Annotated in this window: 17 protein-coding genes; 7 read left to right on the forward strand and 10 right to left on the reverse strand. The window is 66.8% G+C overall.

All coding sequences use genetic code 11. The features are described from left to right. Positions 1 to 206 precede the first annotated feature (206 nt). From KGM94_RS15445 to KGM94_RS15455, 3 genes are all read right to left on the reverse strand, one after another. Positions 207 to 413, reverse strand: a complete 207-nt coding sequence (locus KGM94_RS15445; protein WP_300260656.1) for a DUF6494 family protein — start codon at positions 411 to 413, stop codon at positions 207 to 209. Positions 414 to 430: 17 nt separating this feature from the next. Further along, positions 431 to 697, reverse strand: a complete 267-nt coding sequence (locus KGM94_RS15450; RefSeq protein ID WP_300260659.1) for a hypothetical protein — start codon at positions 695 to 697, stop codon at positions 431 to 433. A gap of 126 nt (positions 698 to 823) precedes the next feature. Then, entirely contained in the window at positions 824 to 2,734 is a 1,911-nt protein-coding gene (locus KGM94_RS15455) for a propionyl-CoA synthetase (RefSeq protein ID WP_300260662.1), read from the reverse strand. 253 nt (positions 2,735 to 2,987) lie between these two features. Here KGM94_RS15455 and KGM94_RS15460 point away from each other — a divergent pair, with 253 nt between their 5' ends. After that, positions 2,988 to 3,758, forward strand: coding sequence for a hypothetical protein (locus KGM94_RS15460; protein WP_300260665.1), 771 nt, complete (start codon positions 2,988 to 2,990; stop codon positions 3,756 to 3,758). A gap of 57 nt (positions 3,759 to 3,815) precedes the next feature. Here KGM94_RS15460 and KGM94_RS15465 read toward each other — a convergent pair whose 3' ends face one another. The 5 genes from KGM94_RS15465 to KGM94_RS15485 all read right to left on the reverse strand — a co-directional run bounded on the left by KGM94_RS15465 (position 3,816) and on the right by KGM94_RS15485 (position 8,965). Further along, positions 3,816 to 4,622, reverse strand: coding sequence for a glucose 1-dehydrogenase (locus KGM94_RS15465; RefSeq protein ID WP_300260668.1), 807 nt, complete (start codon positions 4,620 to 4,622; stop codon positions 3,816 to 3,818). Positions 4,623 to 4,724: 102 nt separating this feature from the next. Beyond that, positions 4,725 to 5,102, reverse strand: a complete 378-nt coding sequence (locus KGM94_RS15470) for a DUF1850 domain-containing protein (RefSeq protein WP_300260672.1) — start codon at positions 5,100 to 5,102, stop codon at positions 4,725 to 4,727. Further along, positions 5,099 to 7,207, reverse strand: a complete 2,109-nt coding sequence (locus KGM94_RS15475; protein ID WP_300260675.1) for a TRAP transporter permease — start codon at positions 7,205 to 7,207, stop codon at positions 5,099 to 5,101. The genes KGM94_RS15470 and KGM94_RS15475 overlap by 4 nt, the downstream gene beginning before the upstream one ends. Positions 7,208 to 7,354: 147 nt before the next feature. After that, positions 7,355 to 8,308 carry a TAXI family TRAP transporter solute-binding subunit gene (locus tag KGM94_RS15480; protein ID WP_300260678.1) on the reverse strand — a complete coding sequence of 318 codons (954 nt, stop codon included), beginning with the start codon at positions 8,306 to 8,308 and terminating at the stop codon, positions 7,355 to 7,357. A 177-nt stretch (positions 8,309 to 8,485) separates the two neighbouring features. Beyond that, positions 8,486 to 8,965, reverse strand: coding sequence for a hypothetical protein (locus KGM94_RS15485; RefSeq protein ID WP_300260681.1), 480 nt, complete (start codon positions 8,963 to 8,965; stop codon positions 8,486 to 8,488). A 184-nt stretch (positions 8,966 to 9,149) separates the two neighbouring features. On the opposite strand from KGM94_RS15485, the gene KGM94_RS15490 reads away from it, so the two are divergent. Then, a complete protein-coding gene (locus tag KGM94_RS15490; protein ID WP_300260684.1) occupies positions 9,150 to 9,458 on the forward strand; it encodes a hypothetical protein in 309 nt (102 codons plus the stop codon). 53 nt (positions 9,459 to 9,511) lie between these two features. Here the strand turns inward: KGM94_RS15490 and KGM94_RS15495 are convergent, their stop codons facing one another. After that, on the reverse strand, positions 9,512 to 10,702 hold the full coding sequence (locus KGM94_RS15495) for a hypothetical protein (RefSeq protein ID WP_300260687.1): 1,191 nt from the start codon (positions 10,700 to 10,702) through the stop codon (positions 9,512 to 9,514). 46 nt (positions 10,703 to 10,748) lie between these two features. After that, the gene (locus KGM94_RS15500) at positions 10,749 to 11,378 is read right to left on the reverse strand and encodes a CoA pyrophosphatase (RefSeq protein ID WP_300260690.1); all 630 of its coding nucleotides are present in this window, start codon (positions 11,376 to 11,378) and stop codon (positions 10,749 to 10,751) included. A 67-nt stretch (positions 11,379 to 11,445) separates the two neighbouring features. On the opposite strand from KGM94_RS15500, the gene KGM94_RS15505 reads away from it, so the two are divergent. The 5 genes from KGM94_RS15505 to KGM94_RS15525 form a co-directional block, all read left to right on the forward strand. After that, on the forward strand, positions 11,446 to 11,868 hold the full coding sequence (locus KGM94_RS15505; RefSeq protein WP_300260693.1) for a PaaI family thioesterase: 423 nt from the start codon (positions 11,446 to 11,448) through the stop codon (positions 11,866 to 11,868). Positions 11,869 to 12,123: 255 nt separating this feature from the next. Continuing rightward, the gene (locus tag KGM94_RS15510; RefSeq protein ID WP_300260696.1) at positions 12,124 to 13,134 is read left to right on the forward strand and encodes an aldo/keto reductase; all 1,011 of its coding nucleotides are present in this window, start codon (positions 12,124 to 12,126) and stop codon (positions 13,132 to 13,134) included. Positions 13,135 to 13,141: 7 nt separating this feature from the next. After that, the gene (locus KGM94_RS15515; protein ID WP_300260698.1) at positions 13,142 to 14,455 is read left to right on the forward strand and encodes a tetratricopeptide repeat protein; all 1,314 of its coding nucleotides are present in this window, start codon (positions 13,142 to 13,144) and stop codon (positions 14,453 to 14,455) included. A gap of 51 nt (positions 14,456 to 14,506) precedes the next feature. Continuing rightward, on the forward strand, positions 14,507 to 15,325 hold the full coding sequence (locus KGM94_RS15520) for a CoA-transferase (protein ID WP_300260701.1): 819 nt from the start codon (positions 14,507 to 14,509) through the stop codon (positions 15,323 to 15,325). A 5-nt stretch (positions 15,326 to 15,330) separates the two neighbouring features. Then, positions 15,331 to 15,996: CoA-transferase (locus KGM94_RS15525; RefSeq protein ID WP_300260704.1), on the forward strand; the 666-nt coding region annotated here is incomplete at its 3' end.

The raw sequence follows: 15,996 nt of genomic DNA on the forward strand, positions 1-15,996 counted from the left end.
TTGCCCTCGGGCGTGAAGTGGGCGCCGTATTGCGTGCCGTAGGCCGCAGCCCCGTCCAACGCGACGAACGGAATCGAATCCTGGCGCAGCACGCGCAAATTCGCCAGCCGTAGCGTCACCTCGGTCGCGATCAGCGACAGCGCGACGACCGCGAGCACTGAAGCGGCGGATCTCGGCCTTGCGCGCATCGGCCTGCCGAGATCGCCTCAGCCCAGATCGATGGTATCGCTGACCTCGTGCGACAGCCCGACCTCGCCGATGGTGAGCACCATCTTCGCCTGCAGTTTCTCGCTGCCCTTGATCTGGCCTGCCGCGATCGCATCGCGCACCGCCTTCTCGATCTCGCGCTGCGAGGTGACGCCGACCTGCTTCAGGAACTTGCGCAGGCTGGTGTTGAACATGTCCTCGTTCATGACGGCCTCCATAATGGCTAGGGTCGCTCCGGATGGTTGAGCATGTATTCGCCGAGATCGCGCTGCCTGCGGTCGGCGCGCGCGGTCGCGGCATTGCGCTGGACGTCGCGATCCTTGCGGCAGGCGGCATAGTCGGGGGAGCCGACGGCGTAGCCGCGGCCCTGACAGACCGCATCGTCGTCATCGCCGCCAAGCGCGACCGGCGTCTGGTTGCGCGCGGCACAGGCGGCAAGCGTCAACGCCAGTACTGTGATAGCGCCAAGTCGCCCAAATCTCGCAGACATTCGTCGATCCGGTCCCAAAACATCATTGCCGGGCTTGACCCGGCAATCCATCAAAATCAAGGCCATCGCTTGGTCATCGACGGATGCCCGGGTCAAGCTCGGGGCATGACGATCGAAGGCGGACCGTCACACCCTGCCCTTCAGCGCATCGCCGATCTCGTCGAGCACCTTGGGATCCTCGATGGTGGCGGGCATCGACCACGCCTCGCCGTCGGCGATCTTCTTGATGGTGCCGCGCAGGATCTTGCCGGAGCGCGTCTTGGGCAGGCGACCGACGGTGATCGCGAGCTTGAAGGCCGCGACGGGTCCGAGCTTGTCGCGCACCAGCGCGATGATCTCCTTCTCGATCTCGGCAGGCGCGCGCTTGACGCCGGCCTTCAGCACCAGGAAGCCGCAGGGCACCTCGCCCTTGATCGCGTCCTTGATACCGAGCACGGCGCATTCGGCGACGTCGGGATGCGAGGCCAGAATCTCCTCCATGCCGCCGGTGGAGAGCCGGTGGCCGGCGACGTTGATGATGTCGTCGGTGCGGCCCATCACCCAGACATAGCCGTCCTCGTCCTTGTAGCCGGCGTCCGAGGTCTTGTAGTAGCCGGGGAATTCGGTGAGGTAGGCTTCCTTGAAGCGATCGTCCTGGTTCCACAGCGTCGGCAGGCAGCCCGGCGGCATCGGCAGCTTGATGACGATCGAGCCCATGGTGTTGGCGGCCACCGGCTTTGCCGCTTCGTCCACCACGTCGACCTGGTAGCCCGGCATCGGCACCGTCGGCGAGCCGTGCTTGACCGGCAGCATGCCCAGGCCCACCGGATTGCCGGCGATGCACCAGCCGGTCTCGGTCTGCCACCAATGATCGATCACCGGCACCTTCAACTGCTGTTCCGCCCATTCCACCGTCGGCGGATCGGCGCGCTCGCCGGCCAGAAACAGCGTGCGGAATTTCGACAGATCGTACTTTCGGATGAACGTTCCGTCCGGATCCTCCTTGCGGATGGCGCGGAACGCGGTCGGCGCGGTGAACAGCGCCACCGCCTCGTGCTCGGCGATCACGCGCCAGAACGCGCCGGCATCGGGCGTGCCGACCGGCTTGCCCTCGTACATGATCGTGGTCGCGCCGTGGATCAGCGGGCCGTAGACGATGTAGCTGTGACCGACCACCCAGCCGATGTCGGAGCCGCACCACCAGACCTCGCCGGGCTTGATGCCGTAGAGGTTGAACATCGACCATTTCACCGCGACGAGATGGCCGCCATTGTCGCGCACCACGCCCTTGGGGATGCCGGTGGTGCCGGACGTATAGAGGATGTAGAGCGGATCGGTCGCGGCGACCGGCACGCAGGGTGCCGCCTTGCCGTCGTTCAGCGCCTTCCGCCGCAGGCTCGCCCAGTCGTAGTCGCGGCCCGCGGTGAGCTCGCAGGTGTGCTGCGGACGCTGCAGCACGATGCAGGCTTTCGGCTTCGAGCTCGACAGATGGATCGCCTCGTCCAGCAGCGGCTTGTACTGCACGATGCGGCCGGGCTCGACGCCGCAGCTCGCGGAGAAGATCAGTTTCGGCTGCGCATCGTCGATGCGGGTCGCGAGCTCCTTGGCGGCAAAGCCGCCGAACACCACGCCGTGCACCGCGCCGATGCGCGCGCAGGCGAGCATCGCCACCACCGCCTCCGGCACCATCGGCATATAGAGGATGACGCGGTCGCCCTTGCCCACGCCGAAATCCTGCATGATGGCGGCGAGCGCCTGCACCTCCTTCAGCATCTCGGCATAGGTGAGCTTCGTGGTGGTGCCGGTGAGCGGAGAATCGTGGATCAGAGCGAGCTGGTCGGCGCGGCCGCGCTCGACGTGGCGGTCGAGCGCGTTGTAGCAGGTGTTGACGACGGCGCCGGCGAACCAGCGGCCGTAGGCGCCCTGGGACGGGTCGAAGACTTTCTTCGCCGGCTCGATCCAGTCGATCTCCCTGGCCGCCTCGGCCCAAAAACCTTCGGGGTCGGCCAGCGAGCGCGCGTGGACCTCGTGATAGCTGCTCTTGCCCTGAACGTTCATGGTCCGCTCCCGTACATTCTTGACTGGGATTGACCTGACGGCCGCAGCCGCGTCCGGCCATGATCAGGATCAATCCCCGCTGAGATTTCGAGGTATTTTCACGGGATGGGGCCGGCGATTCAAGCCGAAAAGAAGCCGCTATTCGACTAAGGTCGCGCCCCTCAGCCGCTCGCTGCATTCAGCCGCTGCAGGCGGTCCTGCATGGCCTTCCGGTATCTTTGAACCAAGTGGCGTTTTGGCAGACACACCGTTGATGACAACCTTGATCGATGACGGTCTCGTACGCGCGCGTCTCGCATCGCCTGCGCGATATTTTTATTTTCACATGGCGATGGCCTGCGCGGTCGTCGCCTTCCTTGGCTTCGCTCCGACCTACTGGCTCCCGCTAGCCCATGGAGCCTTCCACGGCAGCCCCGTGATTCATTTCCATGGGCTGCTGTTCTTCACCTGGACGCTGTATTTCGTGCTCCAGACCTGGCTTGCGGCCTCCGGCCGCATCGCCAATCACCGCTCGCTCGGCCTCGTCGGCGTGTCGCTGGCGACCGCAATGACGATCTTCGGCTTCCTCGCCTCCGTCCATGCCATGAAGCAGGCCGCCTCCATCGGCCAGACCGACGCCGGGGTCGCGTTCTCGATCGTGCCCCTGAGCGGGATCGCGTTCTTTGCCGTGGCCTTCATCCTTGCGATCGCCAACACGAGGCGCGGCGAAATCCACAAGCGGCTGATGCTGCTCGCGGGCATCGCGATCCTCGATGCGCCGATCGCGCGCTGGTTCATCGTGCTCCTGGCGCCTCCGGGCCCCGCCGGTCCGCCGCCGATCCCGGTCACCCTCCCGCCGGCGCTGGTCGCGTTCCTGCTGCTCGTCGTTGCCATGGTGCACGACCGCCGCACTGACGGCCGCGTCCACCCGGTCTACATCTATGGCGGGATCGGCTATGTCGCGGTGAAGCTCTTGAACTGGCCGATCAGCGCGACGGGCGCATGGCACGCCTTCGCCGGCGGCATCCTGGCGCTGGCGCAATAAACTCCGACCCTCACCCCCACCGTCGCCCCGGCTTCGCGCGAGGGCGATGTGTCTCGATCACGCCCCCGCCCGGCAAGTGATGCCGCCGTCGACCACGAGCTCGATGCCGGTGACGTATTTCGACTCGTCCGATGCCAGGAACAGCGCGGCGTTGGCGACATCCCAGCCATCGCCCATATGGCCCATCGGCACCTGGGCGTCGCGCTTCCTCCACATCTCCTCGACATCGCCCTTGGCGTAGCTCGCGGCGAGCCCTGCGGAATGCTCCACCATCGGCGTCTTCATCAGCCCCGGCAGGATCGCGTTGACGCGGACATGGTGGCGCGCGAACTCGACCGCGGTGGTGCGGGTCAGCATGTTCATGGCGGCCTTCGACGTGCCGTAGGTGACGTAGGAAATGCCGACGTGACGGATCGAGGCGATCGAGGAGATGTTGATGATCGAGCCGCCGCCCTGCTGCACCATCACCGGAATGACGTGCTTCATGGCGAGATAGGCGCTCTTGAGATTGACGGCGAAGACGCGGTCCCACTCGGCCTCGTTGACCTCCACCACGCTGCCCATCTCGGCGATGCCGACATTGTTGTCGAGCACGTCGATGCGGCCATGGGCCTTCAGGCAGGCCGCGACCATCGCCTCGATGTCGGACGCGCGCGCGACGTCGGCGGTGAACGCGGTGGCCTTGCCGCCCTCGCCGCTGATGATTTTGGCGGTCTCCGCGGCCGCTTCGCCGTTGCGGTCGACGCAAAACACCTGCGCGCCCTCGCGCGCAAACGTCACCGCAGTCGCCTTGCCGTTGCCCCAGCCCGGTCCGATCGAGCCGGCCCCGACCACCATCGCAACCTTGCCCTTGAGCCGATCCATCGCGCGTTCTCCCCTGTTGTCTTGTAGCTTGTCTTGTAGCCCGGATGGAGCGAAGCGTAATCCGGGACACTCATCCCGGATTTCGCTGACGCTCCATCCGGGCTACGGACCATTACACGCCGTCATCCTGGTGACATTGGCCCCGACGGGATGGCCAAGAATCTCCGACAACGTGCGGCAGCTTCCGTCATGGCACAACCGCCATTCCCCGGCCGCGCCGGAATTGCCGAGCACGACCTCAGGCATCGGCGGCCGGTGAGGCCTCCACTGAAACCAGCCATCGACGAGCCTTGCCTCGGGCGGCGGTTCCATGCCGGCGCCGGAGCCCTTGACGCGCGCCTGCACCAGCTGCAGGCCGCCTGCCGTGACGCGCCAGTCCTCCTGCCAGTCGATCTTCTCGATGGAATGGGTCCAGACCAGCGTGAAGGCGGCGAGCGACAGCGCCTTGAGGCTTCCCGCCGAGGCGAGGCAGAGGCTCACGCCGCCTCGACCGCGGCCGGCGGCCGCTGCCGCCACTGCCACAACGTAACCGCCGCCGCGAGCGCGAAGCCAACGGTGTCGCTATGGGGAAACTCGCCGAGCAGGCAGAGCGCGGCGGCGAGCGCCACCACGCGCTCGAGCAGCGAAAGCCGCACGAACAGGAAGCCGATCGCGACCACGCCGAACAGGCCGATCGCGACCAGCGCCTTGAAGGTCGCGAGCGCCACCGCGCCGTAGAAACCGAGCATTGCCTCCATCGGATCGCCCGCCTGCAGCATCAGGGCCGGCGAATACACGAAGATGAAGGGGATGACGTAGCCGGCGAGCGCGATGCGCATCGCCTCCCAGCCGATCCTGTCGGGATTCTCCTTGGCGATCGGGGCCGCGGCCAGCGCCGCCAGCGCGACCGGCGGGGAGAGGTCGGCCATGATGCCGTAGTAGAACGCGAACATGTGGCTCGCGATCAGGGGCACGCCGAGCTTCGCCAATGCGGGCGCCGCGAGCGCGGCCGTGATGATGTAGGTCGGGATGGTCGGAATGCCGGTGCCGAGCAGGATCGACAGCAGCATGGTCATGATCAGCGCCAGGAACAGGCTCTTCGCGCCGAGCCCGATCACCCAGCCGCCGAAGATGGAGCCCACCCCGGTCTGCGACATCATGCCGATGATGACGCCGACGATGGCGCAGGCCATGCCGACGGTGATGGCGGACTTCGCGCTTTCGGCGAGCGAGTCGCGGCAGGCGCGCAAAGCGGCGAGGCCGCCGCGGGTGAAGGCGGTGATCGCGATCAGCACGGCGACGACGCCCGCGACCGGCACGATCTGCAGGCCGTCGCGCGACAGCGCGCCGACCACGAGCGCAAGCCCGATCCAGAACACGTAGCGCACCGCGGTCGCCGAAAATCCCGCGGTGATGCTGGCGCCGAGAATCAACGCCACCGTGAGCGCGAGGCCCATGCTGCCGGCATAGAGGGGGGTGAACCCTTCGAACAGCATGTAGACGAGCGCCGCCAGCGGCAGCACCAGATACCAGCGCGTCACCAGCGCCTTCCAGGCGCTCGGGGTCTCCGAGCGCTTCATGCCGGTCAGGCCGTACTTGCCGGCTTCCAGATGCACCATCCAGAAGGCGGAGGCGAAATAGAGGATTGCCGGGATGACGGCGGCCTTCACGATCGCCGAATATTCGACGCCGAGCGTCTCGGCCATGATGAAGGCGACCGCGCCCATCACCGGCGGCATGATCTGCCCGCCCATCGACGCGGTAGCCTCGACGCCGGCGGCAAAGGCGCGGCGATAGCCGAACCTGATCATCAGGGGAATCGTGAACTGGCCGACGGTCACGACGTTGGCGACGCCCGAGCCGGAGATCGTGCCCATCATGCCCGAGGCGAACACCGCGACCTTGGCGGGGCCGCCGCGGGTGCGGCCGAACAGGCCGAGCGAGACGTCTGTGAAGAGCTGGATCATGCCGGCGCGCTCCAGGAACGAGCCGAACAGGATGAACAGGAAGATGTAGGTCGCCGAGACGTAGATCGGCACGCCGTAGAAGCCTTCGGTCCCGTAGGACAGGTGCGTGACGATCTGGTCGAAATCGTAGCCGCGATGGTTGAGCGGCGACGGCAGGTACTGGCCGAGGAACCAGTAGACGAGGCAGGCGCCGCACATCAGCGGCAGCGCCGCCCCCATCAGCCGCCGCGTGCCCTCGAAGATCAGGACCGCCAGCAGCGTGCCGACCGCGAGATCGAGCCGCGTCGGATCGCCGTCGCGCGCGATCAGGTCGGCGTAGAAGATCCACTGATAGATCCCGCACAGGAAGCCGGCGGCGCCGATCAGCCAGCCGATCGCGCGGCCGAAATCGCTCCTCGCGGTGAAGTTGCCGATCAGGCCGAAGGTGAGCAGCAGGAGGAAGCCGACATGGACGCCGCGCACCACCTGGCTCGGCAGATAGTTGAAGGCCGCGACATAGAGCTGGAAGGCCGCAAAGGCGATGCCGATCCAGTAGGCGAGATGCCCCCACCAGCCCGGCCCGAATCCTTCCGGAAAGCCGTGCTCGAAATTGTCGAATTCGACCTTGACGGGCGCCTCGGCGCCCTCCGCTTGCAACATGCCCGTGTTCCCCGCGCCCGAATTCGAGCGCCGTTATAGCATTGGCGCCTTGTCCCAAAATACGTCATGCGCGGGCTCGACCCGCGCATCCATCAAAAAACAGATCTTAAGAGATGGATGGCCGGGTCAAGCCCGGCCATGACAGTCTTACTTGATCAGCCCCTTTTCCTTGTAATAGCGGATCGCGCCGGGGTGCAGCGGAACCGGGCTGCCGGAGGCGGCCGTTTCGAGCTTGATTTCCTTGCCGGCGACGTGGGCGTTGGCAAGCTCGGGAAGCGACTCGAAGATCAGCTTGGTCATCTGGTAGGCGAGATCGTCGGAGACGGCCGAACTCGTCACGAGATAGTTGACCACAGCGGCCGTCGGCACGTCCTTGTCCTGGCCGGTATAGGTGTTGGCCGGGATCACGGCCGAGATGAAGGGCGGGCCGATCTTGTCGACGGTCTCCTTCGGAACCGACACCACGGCGATCTGGGTCGAGGTCGAGAGGTCCTTCAGCGAGGCCACGCCGAGGCCGGCCGACTGCAGCGTCGCGTTGAGCTGGCGGTTCTTCATGAGGTCGACGGATTCGGCGAACGGCAGGTACTCGACCTTGCCGAGATCCTTGTAGCTCATGCCGGCGGCGGACAGGATCGCGCGCGAGTTGAGCTCGGTGCCGGATTTCGGCGCGCCGACCGAGAGGCTCTTGCCCTTGAGATCGGCGAGCGTCTTGATGCCGCTGTCGGCGGTCGCCACGATCTGGATGTAGTTCGGATAGATGGCGCCGATCGTGCGCAGCTTGTCGAGCTTGTTCTTGAAGCCCGCCTCCTCGTCACCCTCCCAGGCCGCCTTGAGGGAATCGCCGAGCGTGAAGGCGAGCTCGCCGCGGCCCTGCTGCAGCAGGATGAGGTTCTCGACCGACGCCTTGGTGGCCTGCACCTGCGTCTTCACGTTCGGAATCTTGTCGCTGTAGATTTTTCCGATCGCGACGCCGAGCGGGTAGTAGACGCCCGAGGTGCCGCCGGTCAGCACGTTGATGAACGATTGCGCCTGCGCCACCGGTGCCGACGCCGCCAGAGCCAAGGCAAAGGCCGAGCCCGCACCGATCAACTTCCATTTCATGAGCAATTTCTCCCAAAAACCGGCGGCGAAATTGGCCGGACGGAAGGCGGGGGTCAACCCGTCCAAAAGACAAAACAGGGCTGCGGGAAGCGCCGTTTATCCTCAAATTCCAGCGGAACGGTGTCTCGGTGCGGCGCTGTGGCGCAGCCGACCTGCGCTCCGCGAAGCGCGCGGCGCTCACTGGAACGTCATGTCCAGGCACTTGGAGATGTCGGAGCCGAGGCCCGAGGAGATGATGATGCAGCCGCGAACCTTCTGGGCTGCGACGTCGGCCGCCCATATCGAGTAGCCACCGGTGCCGAAGAACGAGTTGGTGTTCGGCGGCTCGGTCTCGGTGGCGTCGAAATCGTAGTTGCCGTCGGTCTCGAAGATGCGCGGCTTCCTGATGCAGCCGCCGTCGGTCTGCACGTTGATCACTTCCTTGTTGTCGCGGGTCATCGCGAGCTGGACCTGGCAACGGAAATATTCCGAGGTCTTGACATTGAAGAGATAGGTGTAGGAGCGGCAGGTCGCGGTGTTCAGCTTGCCGGGGGCAAGGCCGCGGCTGCAGGAAATCCGCTGATTGTGGCTGAGCCTGTAATCGTCCGCCCGGGCGATCGGCGCCAGCGCCACCGTCGACAGCGCGGCCGCGCAAACAAGCCTAGTGACATGGTTCATCCGAATCATTCCTGTGCAATTGCCTTCTAGACGGAAAGCGGAACATAGTCGCGAGGGGGCGCGGCGAAAATCACAAACTGCTGCACAAGACGTGATGCGCTGCGACCGGTGCGCGCATTGACGAGGAATTCTCGTTCGTGATTTGTTCGGAGCAGAGAGCTCCGGATTCGTTGGGAGGATGACGATGACTGCGTTTTCAACGAAGGCCTTGCTGGCTGCGGCGATGCTCGGCGCGCTCGCGCTGCCCGCCGTCGCGCAGACGGCGACGCCGTGGGAGCTGAAGTCCGACATGGGCTACGCCTACGACAAGGAGGGCAAGACCTTCTCCTACAAGATGGGCACCAGCAACGCCGGCGACTTATTGAAGGGCGCCAAGAAGGTGCCGCGCGGAACGCTGTTCTTCATCGGCCAGAACGGCCAGCTCTACATGCGCAGCGGCCCCTATCTCGAACGCGACGGCAAGTTCAAGTTCGGCCCGGACCAGGAGCAATGACTGTCGTCCCGGATCGGCGCTCGCTTTGCTCGCTTGTCCGGGACGACGATATCCTAAAATGCCGCCGCCAGCTCCTTCGCGCCGGACTTGCTGCTGTTGAAGTCCATCCGCTCGTCGGTGACCGCGAGCAGCTTTGCCACCGTGTTGTGGCGGATCGCGACCGGGTTGCGCTCGTAGCCGCCGCGCTGGAAGAAGTTCGAGGTCGGCACCTGCTCGCGCATCGCCTGCGGCATCGTCACCATGTCGAGCCCGGTGCCGTCGCCGGTCAGGTTCATCATCTCGAGCTCGGCCGCGGTCAGCGGGCGCGCATAACCCTTGGCGCGGGCGAACAGCACCGAGGTGAGGAGCTTGTGGGTCTGCAGCATCGGCCCGACGTCGATGTCGAGCACCATGGCGTGCATGGCCCAGCCCTGCGCGGTGTCGCCGATCTTCTCGTGCTCGGACCAGGTGTCCGGCACCGACTTCGCCCGCGCCACCATGCGCTTGAGCACCGCGAGCTTGTGCTCGAGCGCCTTGCGCGCCGGTCCCGAGGCCCGCGCGACCTTGTCGCCGAGCGCGCGGATGAATTCGTGCCCCTGCTCGGCGAGCAGCTCGACGCTGTTGGTGGTCAGGAGCTGGTTGTAGCCGACCGCGGTCGAAATCGCGCGCGAACCGTTGTGCACGCCGGACTGCATGTCGTGATTGCCGTTGCCGCCGGTCTCGAACGAATAGACCCGCACCGCCTGCTCACGCGTCAGCCCCGAGGCGAGCGCGTAGCGCGCATAGGCGCGCTTGAACTCGACCTCGCCCGCGGGCCGCTGCGGCGTGAACTGGTACAGTTCCTGCGCCGCCCTCAGGAAGTCGGCCACCACCGGAATGGGCTTTCGCGGCCGCTTCTCGGGCTCCTCGGTGGGCTCCGGATTCACCGGCCGTTTCGGCCCGGTATAGACCGGCGGATGCGTCAGGACGTAGTCATCGAGCGTGATCGGCTGCCGGTCGCGCCGCTTGGCGTTGCGCGTGCGCCGCTTCTCGGAGATCCGGCTCCAATAGGCGCCGGCCTCCTCGTCGAAGGCGGCGCGCGCCGCCTGGTACTCCGCGAGCTTGCGCCGATATTCGGCGATCGCCTGGGGCGATGCTGCCTGCGCCACGGCGTCGCCGGGCGCGCGCCACGGCGCGGGCTGCTGCTGTGCAGCCGCATACGGCACGATGAGGGCAAGCGTCAGCGGCACGAGCGTCAAGGCGCGCCGAATCGGTCGGTGATGCATGTCGTCGTTTTAGCAAGCTGCATACGACTGTCAGCTTAAAACGCGCTCACTTCCAGGCGAACACCGGCTGTTCCAGCTCGCTGACGCGGGTCGTGCGCCCCGCGAGCACCTCGCGGAACTGATAGATCAGGGCCGCGGTCGGCGCGTGGATCATGCTGCCCGCGTGGTGGAAGCGGACCACGCGGCGTACGCTCTCGGGGATCGTGACGAAGTCGAAGGCGTTTTCGTGCTCGATCGTGGCAAGCGCGATGCGATGAACGGAGGCGACCTCGTGCGGGTTCGGCCGGATCGCGGCGCCGTCGGCCGCCCACACCACGACCGGCGTGATCAGATAGCCGGAGCGGGTCGGATAGTCGTCGAGCAGGCCGAGCACCGCGTCCGGCGCGAGCTTCACGCCGAGTTCCTCGTCGAGTTCGCGCAGCGCCGCCTCGACCGGCGTCTCGCCGGCATCGCAGCGTCCACCGGGCAAGGCCCATTGTCCGCGATGCGCGCGCATGTGCGAGGCCCGCAACGTCAGCAGCAGCGCGGTGTCGCCGCCCTCGCCCGCCGCGGTCAGCGCCACCGCCACCGCCGCGCGCTTGAGCGGCGCCGGCTGCTCGTCCTCGGGCAGGCGCGTGAACGCCGCGCAGGCGGCCGCGATATTCCGTCTGGTGGCATCGTCGAACGGTCTCATCATGCTTGACTACACCACGTCCGCGCTTGATGAAATGAGCTGAAATGACCGCGGGCAGATGGAATCGGAGATGACGGACAAGGCCGCCTCAAGGCTCAGGCACGACGGCTGGAGCGTCGTCGAGACGTCGGGCTTCATCCATCTGATCGGCCCGCTCTGGGAGCGCAAGGTCGGCGACGCCCTCGAATTCGCGCTGATCACGCAGGACAAGCACCACAACCGCCGCGGCATGGTGCAGGGCGGCGTGATGATGACCTTTGCCGACCGCACCTGCGGCATGACCGCACGCTACGTCTCGGGCCGGCAGTACATGGCGACCGTTCAGCTCGACACGCATTTCGTCGAGGCGGGCAAGATCGGCGACATCCTGATCTCGCGCCCCCGCGTGGTGCGCTCGACCCGCAGCCTGATCTTCATGAGCACCGAAGTCACCGTCGACGGCCGCTGCATCGTGATGGCCAACGGCGTGTTCAAGTTCCTGAAGGGCGAGTAGGCACGGACATCGACCTCGTCCTCCGGAGTCGTCCCCGCGAAGGCGGGGACCCATAACCACAGGGCTCGGTTGCGGAGTAAGGACTTCACTCCGGGTCCCCGTAACGACGTCTTCCTGTGGTTATGGGTCCCGGGCTCGCGCTTTGCGCGCCCCGGGACGACGAAGGAGACAAGACATTCCGGATTGCTTCGCTGCGCTCGCAATGACAGAGTTTGTGGCAAGCCTCGCGCAAGACATCCCAAGAGGACCGCACCCATGCAGTACCGCAAGCTCGGCCGCAGCGGCCTCAAGGTGTCGCAGATCTGTCTCGGCAGCATGATGTTCGGCGGACCGACGGACGAGGCGGCTTCGCGGCGCATCATCGCGAAGGCGCGCGAGGCCGGCGTCAACTTCATCGACACGGCGGATGCGTATTCCAACGGTGCCTCCGAAGAGGTGGTCGGCCGCGCCATCGCCGACAGCCGCGAGGCCTGGGTGCTCGCGACAAAACTTGCGAACCCCATGGGCAGCGATCCCAATCGCGGCGGGCTGTCGCGGCGCTGGGTGCTCGGGGCATGCGAGGAGAGCCTGAAGCGGCTCGGCACCGACACGATCGACATCTACTATCTGCACAAGGAAGACCATGCGACGCCGCTGGAGGAAACGGTGCGCGCGATGGGCGACCTGATCCGCGCCGGCAAGGTGCGCTATTTCGGCGTCTCGAACTACCGCGCCTGGCGCGTCGCGGAAATCTGCAACATCTGCGACCGGCTCGGCATCGACCGTCCGGTGGCGAGCCAGCCCTATTACAACGCCATGAACCGGATGCCCGAGGTCGAGCACTTTCCGGCCTGCGGCCATTATGGGCTCGGCATCGTGCCCTACAGCCCGCTGGCGCGCGGCGTGCTGACCGGAAAATACCGGCCCGACGCGGCCCCGGACAAGGAGACGCGCGCCGGCCGCAACGACACCCGCATGATGCAGACGGAGTGGCGGCCGGAATCGCTTCTGCTCGCGCAGGAGATCAAGAGCCACGCGGAGAAGAAGGGCATCACCGCCGGGCAGTTCGCGGTCGCCTGGGTGCTCAACTCCTCCTTCGTCACCTCCGTGATCGCCGGGCCGCGCACCGAAGCGCAATGGGACGACTACATCCGCGCGCTCGACTACCGCTTCACCGCCGACGACGAAGCGCTGATCGACGCCCTGGTGACCCCGGGCCATCCGTCGACGCCCGGCTACAACGACCCGGCCTATCCGATCGAGGGCCGGCGCGCGCGGACGGCGTGAGGAAACGATGATGCACGAGGACCGCTACGGCCTCTCGATCTCCACCACATCTGATGCCGCGGCTTCCGCCTATCGCGAGGGCGTCGACCTCATGCTGGCGGGCTGGCCGGGCGCGGCGGAAGCGCTGGAGCGCGCGGCCACGACCGATCCGGATTTCGCGCTGCCCCACATCGCCCGCGCGCGGCTGCATTCGTTCTACCAGCAGGGCGACCTCGCGCGGAAGAAAGCCGCGGTTGCGCGCGAACTGGTCGCCAGGCGCGGCGACGCGCGCGAGCGCTCGCATGTCGAGGCGCTGGCGCTGGCGGTCGAAGGCCGGCTGCCCGAGGCGCTCGCAGCGACCATGAGGCACGTCGAGACCTGGCCGCGCGATGCGATGGTGCTGGCGATGCCGCTCGGCGCCTTCGGCCTGTTCGCCTTCTCAGGGATGGCCGATCACGACCGCGCGCGGCAGGATCTCTGCGAGCGCGTCGCGCATCACTATGGCGAGGACTGGTGGTTCCTCACCTTCCACGGCTGGTCGCTGACCGAGAACGGCAGCGTCGCGCGGGGACGCGCCATCACCGAGCGCGGCTTCGATCTGCGGCGCGCGAACGCGCATGGCGCGCACGCCGTGCTGCACGCGATGTTCGAGGACGGTTCGGTCGAGGAAGCCGACCGGCTGGTCGATGCATGGATCCCGACCTACGACCGCGCCGGAATCCTGCACGGCCACATCCGCTGGCACCAGGCGCTGGGCGCGCTGGAGCATGACGATGCCGCCCGCGCGCTCGCGATCTACGCGGACGTCCTGCAGCCCGCGGTCAACGCCGCGCCGCCGCTCAACGTCATCACCGACGATGCCGGGCTGTTGTGGCGGCTGATGGCCTACGGCCATCCGGTGCCGAAGGAACTCTGGACCGAGGCCGATGCCGCCGCGCAACGTCTGTTCCCGAAATCGAGCCTGCCGTTCGCCGACGTCCACATGGCGCTGTTCGCGGCCGCCACCCACAATCGCGAGGCGATCGCCGCGCGGCTGGCCGCGGTCGAGCAGCGTCTCGCCGACGGCAAGCTGACCACCGGTCCCGTAGTACCGGCGATCTTCCGTGCCATGTCGGCCTTCGCCGACGAGGACTATGCCGAATGCGTGCGCGAGCTGACACCGGTTCTCGGCGAGGTCGTGCGCATCGGCGGCAGCCACGCCCAGCGCGAACTGTTCGAGGATACCTTCATCGTCGCGCTGATCCGGAGCGGCGAACTTTCCCGCGCACGTGCCATGCTGGATGGGCGCTTGCACCGCCGCCCCTCGCCGCGCGATACAAGGTGGCGCATGACGGCCGCCTGAACGGGCCGGCGCGCCACAAGAACACGATCGAGGAAATCGCGAGGACCTTCCATGACCGACATCGTTTCGCTGGACGCGCTGGTCAGCCGCATCGAGAAGGGCCAATCGCTCGCCGTCCCCGTCGACCGCTCCGGCGTGTCGATGGCCGCGACCGCCGCGATGATCGAGGCCGGCATCGACAAGCTTCGGCTGATCTGCGTTCCCATCAGCGGCATGCAGGCCGATCTCCTGATCGGCGCCGGTGCGGTCGACCTGCTCGAGACCAGCGCGATCTCGCTCGGCGAAGCCGGCGGCGCGCCGCGCTTCGGCGCCGCGGTGCGCGAGGGCTCGATCACCCTGCGCGACGCCACCTGTCCGGCGATCCATGCCGGCCTGCTCGCCGCCCAGCGCGGCGTGCCGTTCATGCCGATCGCCGGCATCATCGGCAGCGACCTCATGAAGGTGCGGCCCGACTGGAAGGTGATCGATAGTCCGGTGGGCGAGCAAGGCAAGGTCGTCGTGGTACCGGCGATCACGCCCGACGTCGCGCTGTTCCACGCGCCGGAGGCCGACCGCGACGGCAACGTCCGCATCGGCCGCTTCCGCGAGCTCGCCACCATGGCCTACGCCGCCAGGCGCACGCTCGTCACCGTCGAGCGCATCGTCGACCGCAATCTGCTGGCGACGGAAGACTCCGCCGCCGGCGTGCTGCCGGCGCTCTATGTCGATGCCGTCGCCGTCGCCAAGCGCGGCGCCTGGCCGCTGCCGCTGTGGGGCGAATACGAGACCGACGACGCCGAGGTCGCGCGCTATGCCGCCATGGCGCGCAGCGAGGAGGGCTTTCGCGCCTATCTCTCCGGCTTCCTGTCGCAACGCAAGCAGGTGGCGTGACGGTCATGGCATCCGAACTGGCATCCGAACACGCGCGCCGCGAAATCCTCATCTCGACCATCGCCGATCTCCTCGACGGCATCCGCCATGTCGCGGTCGGCGCCTCCTCGCCGATCCCCGCCGCCGGCGCCATGCTGCTCCGCGCGCGCAACCAGCGCGACGGCAAGCCGCCGATCCGCATCTCGATCCTCGGCTCGCAGCAGCACAATTTCTTCACCAATGGCGGGGTCGAGCTGTTCGACTGCGCGGCCCAGGGCCGGGTCGATGCCTTCTTCCTCGGCGGCGGCCAGATCGACGGCGAAGGCAACATCAACCTCGTCGGCACCGGCGAGTATCCGAAGACGGATGTGCGCTGGCCGGGCTCGTTCGGCTCGGCCTATCTTTATCACCTCGTCCCGCGCGTGATCCTGTTCCGCGAGGAGCATTCCCCGCGCGTCTTCGTGCCGAAAGTCGATTTCATCAGCGCCAAGGCGGTGACGCCGGAGGTCGCCCGCCGCGGCGGGCCTTATGCGCTCCTCACCAACATGGCGCTGTTCGATTTCGACCGCGAATCGGGCGGGTTCCGCCTGCGTTCGGTCCATCCCGGCTTCACCCCGGCCGATATCCGGGCCAATACCGGCTTCGACTACGAGGAGCCCGAGGTCGTACGGGAGACGCCGCGTCCCGATTCC

Source organism: Bradyrhizobium sp. (genome assembly GCF_028868675.1).
Classification (GTDB): domain Bacteria; phylum Pseudomonadota; class Alphaproteobacteria; order Rhizobiales; family Xanthobacteraceae; genus Bradyrhizobium.

Excerpts from the sequence above, each read along its gene's own strand:
- KGM94_RS15455 (WP_300260662.1), bottom strand. The coding sequence starts at position 2,734 with ATGAACGTTCAGGGCAAGAGCAGCTATCACGAGGTCCACGCGCGCTCG.
- KGM94_RS15505 (WP_300260693.1), top strand. The coding sequence starts at position 11,446 with ATGACGGACAAGGCCGCCTCAAGGCTCAGGCACGACGGCTGGAGCGTC.
- KGM94_RS15465 (WP_300260668.1), bottom strand. The coding sequence starts at position 4,622 with ATGGATCGGCTCAAGGGCAAGGTTGCGATGGTGGTCGGGGCCGGCTCG.
- KGM94_RS15515 (WP_300260698.1), top strand. The coding sequence starts at position 13,142 with ATGATGCACGAGGACCGCTACGGCCTCTCGATCTCCACCACATCTGAT.
- KGM94_RS15475 (WP_300260675.1), bottom strand. The coding sequence starts at position 7,207 with ATGTTGCAAGCGGAGGGCGCCGAGGCGCCCGTCAAGGTCGAATTCGAC.
- KGM94_RS15500 (WP_300260690.1), bottom strand. The coding sequence starts at position 11,378 with ATGATGAGACCGTTCGACGATGCCACCAGACGGAATATCGCGGCCGCC.
- KGM94_RS15490 (WP_300260684.1), top strand. The coding sequence starts at position 9,150 with ATGACTGCGTTTTCAACGAAGGCCTTGCTGGCTGCGGCGATGCTCGGC.
- KGM94_RS15495 (WP_300260687.1), bottom strand. The coding sequence starts at position 10,702 with ATGCATCACCGACCGATTCGGCGCGCCTTGACGCTCGTGCCGCTGACG.
- KGM94_RS15480 (WP_300260678.1), bottom strand. The coding sequence starts at position 8,308 with ATGAAATGGAAGTTGATCGGTGCGGGCTCGGCCTTTGCCTTGGCTCTG.
- KGM94_RS15450 (WP_300260659.1), bottom strand. The coding sequence starts at position 697 with ATGTCTGCGAGATTTGGGCGACTTGGCGCTATCACAGTACTGGCGTTG.
- KGM94_RS15460 (WP_300260665.1), top strand. The coding sequence starts at position 2,988 with ATGACAACCTTGATCGATGACGGTCTCGTACGCGCGCGTCTCGCATCG.
- KGM94_RS15520 (WP_300260701.1), top strand. The coding sequence starts at position 14,507 with ATGACCGACATCGTTTCGCTGGACGCGCTGGTCAGCCGCATCGAGAAG.
- KGM94_RS15445 (WP_300260656.1), bottom strand. The coding sequence starts at position 413 with ATGAACGAGGACATGTTCAACACCAGCCTGCGCAAGTTCCTGAAGCAG.
- KGM94_RS15510 (WP_300260696.1), top strand. The coding sequence starts at position 12,124 with ATGCAGTACCGCAAGCTCGGCCGCAGCGGCCTCAAGGTGTCGCAGATC.
- KGM94_RS15485 (WP_300260681.1), bottom strand. The coding sequence starts at position 8,965 with ATGAACCATGTCACTAGGCTTGTTTGCGCGGCCGCGCTGTCGACGGTG.